7 protein-coding genes are annotated in these 6,000 nt (G+C 58.8%); 4 read left to right on the forward strand and 3 right to left on the reverse strand.

Translation table 11 applies throughout. From position 1 onward, the window contains the following. Positions 1 to 22 precede the first annotated feature (22 nt). A complete protein-coding gene (locus tag CIC12_RS14450) occupies positions 23 to 619 on the forward strand; it encodes a chorismate mutase (protein WP_168664773.1) in 597 nt (198 codons plus the stop codon). Positions 620 to 730: 111 nt separating this feature from the next. Here the strand turns inward: CIC12_RS14450 and CIC12_RS14455 are convergent, their stop codons facing one another. After that, the gene (locus CIC12_RS14455) at positions 731 to 1,882 is read right to left on the reverse strand and encodes an exonuclease domain-containing protein (protein ID WP_168664774.1); all 1,152 of its coding nucleotides are present in this window, start codon (positions 1,880 to 1,882) and stop codon (positions 731 to 733) included. A gap of 333 nt (positions 1,883 to 2,215) precedes the next feature. Then, positions 2,216 to 2,419, reverse strand: coding sequence for a cold-shock protein (locus tag CIC12_RS14460; protein ID WP_007180812.1), 204 nt, complete (start codon positions 2,417 to 2,419; stop codon positions 2,216 to 2,218). Positions 2,420 to 2,852: 433 nt separating this feature from the next. Here CIC12_RS14460 and CIC12_RS14465 point away from each other — a divergent pair, with 433 nt between their 5' ends. From CIC12_RS14465 to CIC12_RS14475, 3 genes are all read left to right on the forward strand, one after another. Further along, positions 2,853 to 3,095 carry a hypothetical protein gene (locus CIC12_RS14465; RefSeq protein ID WP_168664775.1) on the forward strand — a complete coding sequence of 81 codons (243 nt, stop codon included), beginning with the start codon at positions 2,853 to 2,855 and terminating at the stop codon, positions 3,093 to 3,095. A gap of 535 nt (positions 3,096 to 3,630) precedes the next feature. After that, the gene (locus CIC12_RS14470) at positions 3,631 to 4,779 is read left to right on the forward strand and encodes a porin (RefSeq protein ID WP_168664776.1); all 1,149 of its coding nucleotides are present in this window, start codon (positions 3,631 to 3,633) and stop codon (positions 4,777 to 4,779) included. A 166-nt stretch (positions 4,780 to 4,945) separates the two neighbouring features. Then, entirely contained in the window at positions 4,946 to 5,206 is a 261-nt protein-coding gene (locus CIC12_RS14475; RefSeq protein WP_168664777.1) for a hypothetical protein, read from the forward strand. Between the two features lie 43 nt (positions 5,207 to 5,249). Here the strand turns inward: CIC12_RS14475 and greB are convergent, their stop codons facing one another. Further along, complete coding sequence (greB, locus tag CIC12_RS14480; RefSeq protein ID WP_168664778.1) at positions 5,250 to 5,819, reverse strand: transcription elongation factor GreB; 570 nt, start codon at positions 5,817 to 5,819, stop codon at positions 5,250 to 5,252. Positions 5,820 to 6,000: the final 181 nt, after the last annotated feature.

Below are 6,000 nucleotides of genomic sequence, written 5' to 3' on the forward strand. Positions count from 1 at the left end.
CATTCGGCCACGTCCATTTCCCATGAATCGCTCGTCTCGATTTGGCGCGTCATGCGCACTCGCATTGACCGCTTGCGTCGCTCTCGCGCCCGTCCCCGCCGTCGCCGATGGCGACGACACGGCGCTCACCAATCTGATTGCGCTGGCTTCGCAGCGCCTCGCGCTCGCGGAACCGGTCGCGCGCTGGAAGTGGGCCAACCATCAGGCGATTACGGATACGCCGCGCGAGAACGCGCTGCTTGCCGATGTGGAAAAGCGCGCCGCGGCGGCGAACATCGACCCGGCGTTCGCCCGTGCGTTCTTCCAGGATCAGATCGACGCAAGCAAGGACGTGCAGAACGCGCTGTTTGCCACTTGGCGCAGCACGCAGCCGCCAGAAGGGCCCGCGCCCGACCTCGCGACCAGCACGAGGCCGCAGTTGGACCGGCTGACGCAATCGCTCGTAACCAGTCTTGCGCGTGTGCAGCCACTGCGGACGGCGGACGACTGCCCGTCGCGCGTCGCGCAATCGCTTGCTAACTGGAAATCGCTGACCCGCTACGACTCTGCTCACGCGAGCGCATTGACGCGCGCGCTAGGTCACGTATGCGAAACAGGCGGCGTGGGCGCGACCGGCTGATCCGGACCCGGGACGAGCATGCGGCCGAGGGCGCTCTACCTGCCGCGCACGACCGAACTCCGCGCACCTGATTGACTGAACGTGCTTTGCTTTGAGCGGCGAAGTCGCGCGTCAAGCGAGGCTCGAAGCCGGTGCGTCGCTCGAAACGCTCAATGGCATCACGCGCAGCCCGCGTGCAAGATGACTCTGCAGGATGCGATACGTCGACAGCTCGAATGACCCCGCAAAGCTCGACGCATACAACTCAGCCGCCTGCGCGAGCGACGGCGCATGCCCGACATAGCGCCAGCGGTCGACGACATGGAAAGCCCGCGCCTGCGACGCTTCCTCGCGCTCCTCAAAAACGACCGGCCCCTGGAATGGCCAAGGCGCATCCGCCGGATCGCTTTTTGTCACGCGCGGCAGCCGGTTATGGCCAGGACGCAGCGTCGCAATCCACTGGGCCTCTGCGAGCATCGCCCCCAACTCGCCGCCGGTCGCACGCCACTCGACACGCCGTACCTGCTGGGCCAGCCGAATATCCTTCGACGAACGCCGCTCACCTGTCAGATGCGAGCGCAACCGCTGACGTACGCGCACACTTCGCCCTACATAGAGCGGGAAGTCTCCTTCGCCATAAAAAGCGTAGACGCCGCAACCGGCGGGCGCCGTGTCGAGCAGATCCTCCGTGATGTCTCCGGCAAGCCGGTAGCGCCGCGTGGTGCGCTCGATCTGCCCGCGCAGCACGTCCAGCGGCACGAGGCCGTGCAGACGTTGCCAGAACTGCCAGATCAGATCGGCGTCGGCGAGCGCGCGGTGGCGGTCTGACGGCACCAGCCCATGACGCTCGACCAGCGCGTCCAGACCATGACGCTTTTCCGCCGGAAACAATGCGCGCGACAGACGCACGGTGCACAACACATCAGGATCGAACGCGAGGCCGGCTCGCCGAAACTCGCCGCGCAGAAAACCGCGGTCGAAACTGGCGTTATGCGCGATGAAGAGCTTGCCGTTCAGGCGTTCGAACAGCGCCGGCGCGATTTCGTCGAAGGTCGGCGCGCCGCGGACCATGGCATTCGTGATGCCGGTGAGTTGCTGGATGAACGAGGGGATCGACTGCTGTGGGTCGACCAGAGTGCTCCAGCGCGACACGCCGGCCGGCCCTACTTCGACGACGCCGACTTCGGTAATGCGATGCTCACTGGTCGAGCCGCCGGTGGTTTCGAGGTCGACAAAGACAATGGGTACATCGAGGGCCGGTTCCGGCAAAGACTGTTCAGACATGGAAAGAGATACTTTAGATGCGTGGCTTTGCGGCAAGTATGCCCTAGTTGACCGGCCCGCACCCAAATCGCATCGACGCCGTGCGTTGCCCAAAGGGGGACGTCCTTTTTATCTAAGCCGCCAGATGCCGCTGAACGCTGGCGAAGCGGGAAGCACTATGCGATTTGATCTAATCAATAACTACCACGCCCAAAATCAACGCTTCGCTATTCCAAACCGCACGCGGCTTTAACCAGAACTCCCAGGATCTGACGGAGCAAACTGTATAAGCCATAAAAAAACCCTCGCACGCAGCGAGGGCTCTCTGGCAATCGGCGGCGTGCCCCGCGCGGCTTACAGCGGCTGGATGTTCGCTGCCTGCTTGCCCTTCGGGCCGGCTTTGACGTCGAAGGAAACACGCTGGTTTTCCTTCAGCGACTTAAAGCCGTCCGCGCGTATTTCGGAAAAATGTGCGAACAAATCTTCTCCACCTGAATCCGACGTAATGAAGCCAAAACCCTTAGCATCGTTGAACCATTTGACGATACCAGTTTCCATTTTCAGTTTCCCTTCGACGATTTACAAAGATCGGGCATTGCCCTTATGTCCGAATAACACCATCACTTCGCCGGCCATGCTGATATTAGGCAGCTTCTCACAGCCGGAACTGACGATTGACATTCAGACTTGCTGTTATACGGGGAACGAACGATTATCGTCAAGAAAATTTTCCATATGCAGTTAGCACATATGGAGATAACGACCGACCTTGTCGAAGGCGCAATGCATATTCATTAACTACTGAGTTACCCTCGAGGTAATATTGCCAGAACAGTTTAAAAGCATCCTAGCAACGGGAAATTTTTCTGATTTAGAAATGTAAAATGTGACAAAAACTGTATTCAGTAAGTGTTTGTCCGACTTGCTGCGCCACATTCACGGCGGGATGATCGAACCAGTTGTTGTAGTAAACGCATATCAGGAGACTGCCATGCTGCTCAATCAACTCCACCGCCTCTGGGTCTGGCTCACCCCCTCGCACGCAAAAGCCACTCCCCTTTACGCCGTGCTGGCCACAGATACGCCGTTCGAATTCGATCCCATGTGGCACGGGGATCATTGGCAAAACCTGCTGTCGTCCCCCATGGACGCCCGCCGCTACGTGATGGAAGACTGGAGCGCGTCACCAACATCCGACTGGAGCGACCTGGAGGACGCAGCGCCTGCACACTGAGTAATGAGCTGCGGATTCGAATGCGCACGCAAAAAAAAAGCGCGACTGGGAAGTCGCGCCGACAAAGGTTTGGAGATCTTTTTCGTCAACGAAAAAGTCTGCTTCGAAAAGCAGAAAGTGCAGTATAGACGCACAACTCATGTCTATTATTCACACAATTAACAATCTGCTATTGCACAGACAACAACAATCCGATTTTTGAAATCGGTGCGTTGTTTTTTTGCGTCGGCTACTGTCGCAAATGAGCAACGCCATTCAACGCGCACCCATCACTCCACTCTCGCAATAACGCCGCAAGCCTTTATCCATAAGGCTCAAGCGACATTCGCACATCGTTTCCAATCGCGTAATACTTTATTGCGAAAATCGGAACGCCCACATTGCGGAGTGTCTCTCTAAACTCTGCCTAACCGGAAACCAGCGCGATTTGGTCGGCGCGCTTCTCACACGAATCTGCCTCTCGCAGCACATGCGCTCGTGTGAAGGTCTCCCAAGCCAGGGTCCCAAGTACATCTCTCGCTCTCGGAGTTACACAATGAAGAAGACACTCATGGTCGCGGCCCTCACGGGCGTTTTTGCAACCGCCGCGCATGCGCAAAGCAGCGTAACGTTGTACGGCTTGATCGACGCCGGCATCACCTATACGAACAACCAGCACGGCCACAGCAACTGGCAGATGACGAGCGGCTCGGTGAACGGCAGCCGTTTCGGCTTGCGTGGCGCTGAGGATCTGGGCGGCGGTCTGAAGGCCATCTTCACGTTGGAAAACGGCTTCGGCATCAATGACGGCACGCTCAAGCAGAACAGCCGTCTGTTCGGCCGTCAGGCTTTCGTCGGTCTGGCGAGCGACCAGTTCGGCGCCGTGACCCTCGGTCGTCAATATGACAGCATGGTCGATTACGTCGGCCCGCTGACGCTGACGGGCACGCAATACGGCGGCACCCAGTTCGCGCACCCGTTCGACAACGACAACCTGAACAACTCGTTCCGCATCAATAACTCGGTCAAGTACCAGAGCGCAAACTACGGCGGCTTCAAGTTCGGCGCGTTGTACGGCTTCTCGAACCAGGCAGCCGGCTTCGCCAATAACCGCGCTTATAGCGCGGGCGCGTCGTACAACTGGGGCGGCCTGAACGTCGCTGCTGCTTACATGCAACTGAACAGCAACGGCGCGAACACGGCAGCCGCTGCGTTCAACTCGGGTGGTGCGGTTTCGGGCGACAACACGTTCTTTGCTGAACGTCAGCAAACGTGGGGCGCAGGCGCTAACTACGCGTTCGGCCCGGCAACCGTCGGTCTCGTGTATTCGCAAACGAACCTGTCGGGCCTCGCCGGCATCAGCCAGAGCTCGTCGGGCGTGGCGGGTGGCGTTGGCTTCCCGACCAACAGCGCTCACTTCCAGAACTTCGAAGCCAATGCCCGTTACGCTTTGACGCCGGCCTTGAGCATCGCCGGTGCATACACGTACACTCGCGCGAACCTGTCGAGCTCGCATATGCACTGGAACCAGTTCAACCTGCAAACCGCATACTCGTTGTCCAAGCGTACCGACGTGTACCTGCAAGGCGTGTATCAGCAAACCAACGAGGGCGCCATCGTCGACGCCAGCATCAATGGTCTGGGCGCAGCGTCGAGCAGCAACAAGCAAATCGCTGTGACCGCAGGTCTGCGTCACCGCTTCTAAGCTTAAAAAGCTGCGGAGTACTCGCAGTATCGAAGGCGCCGTTCGCGGCGCCTTTTTTTCGCCTCGTCTCTATGCGCCCTACGATGCTCTTGAGGAGAAGACGCGCTAGACCGAGTGGCGAACGCCGAGTGCGAACGCATTCAATATGCTGTTTCCGACAGCAGCCATGCGAAGACCACCGGACGCACGGCCGCCACAACTCGCGGCTGTGCCCGAAGCCATTCTGTGGGTCGAGCATGACGGCGAGCGCTGGATGTACGTTCTCGCGCACATTCCGCCGCAACAAATCTGCTATGCGAAGTATCTGAACTGCAAGCGTAGCGGCATGGTGGATCGGGTGCCTACACTGCTTGCCCATACGCAGACAAACGCCACCTGTTGCCCCACGCTGAGCAGCAGCGAGGAGGGTATCAACGAGACCGTCTGATCCCGCTCTGCCCTCAACGATATCAAGCACGCCATGGGCACGCTTAACCGCCCGTATCCGCCGGCGGGTACTTGACGTCGAGAATCTCGATCGGCTGCGGACCGGCCGGCGTGAACAATGTGACCGTATCGCCGATCTTCGCCTTGAGCAGCGCACGGGCAATCGGCGAAATCCAGCTCACGTGCCCGATATCCAGATCGACCTCGTCGATCCCCACAATTGTCACGGCATGCGCATCGCCGTCTTCCGTTGCGTATTCGACAGTCGCGCCGAAGAACACCTGATCGACGTTCTCCTGTTTGCTGCTATCCACGACTTCAGCGAGGTCCAGACGCTTAGTGAGAAAGCGGATTCGCCGGTCGATCTCGCGCAAGCGGCGCTTGCCGTAGATGTAGTCGCCATTCTCCGAGCGATCGCCGTTCGACGCCGCCCACGACACGAGCCTGACCACTTCCGGCCGCTCGACATCGATCAGATTCAGCAGTTCATCGCGCATACGCCGGTAACCGGCTGGCGTGATGTAATTTTTGGTGCCCGCGGGAACTTCCGGCTGGGCGACGTCGAGATCGTCGTCATTCTCTTCACTCGACTCTTTGACAAAGGCCTTGTTCATGATGGTCCGTTAACTGCAGCAATCGACTGCCTATCAAGGGTACACGATCAGGTCCATGAGACAAATCGCAGTTACACGCTTCCATTTTCCAAAACGTTTGGCTATAATCTCGTTTCTGTGTGCGGCTGTAGCTCAGTTGGATAGAGTACTTGGCTACGAACCAAGGGGTCGTGGGTTCGAA

Origin of the sequence: Paraburkholderia sp. SG-MS1 (genome assembly GCF_012275575.1) — a bacterium.
In the GTDB taxonomy this organism is placed as follows: domain Bacteria; phylum Pseudomonadota; class Gammaproteobacteria; order Burkholderiales; family Burkholderiaceae; genus Paraburkholderia.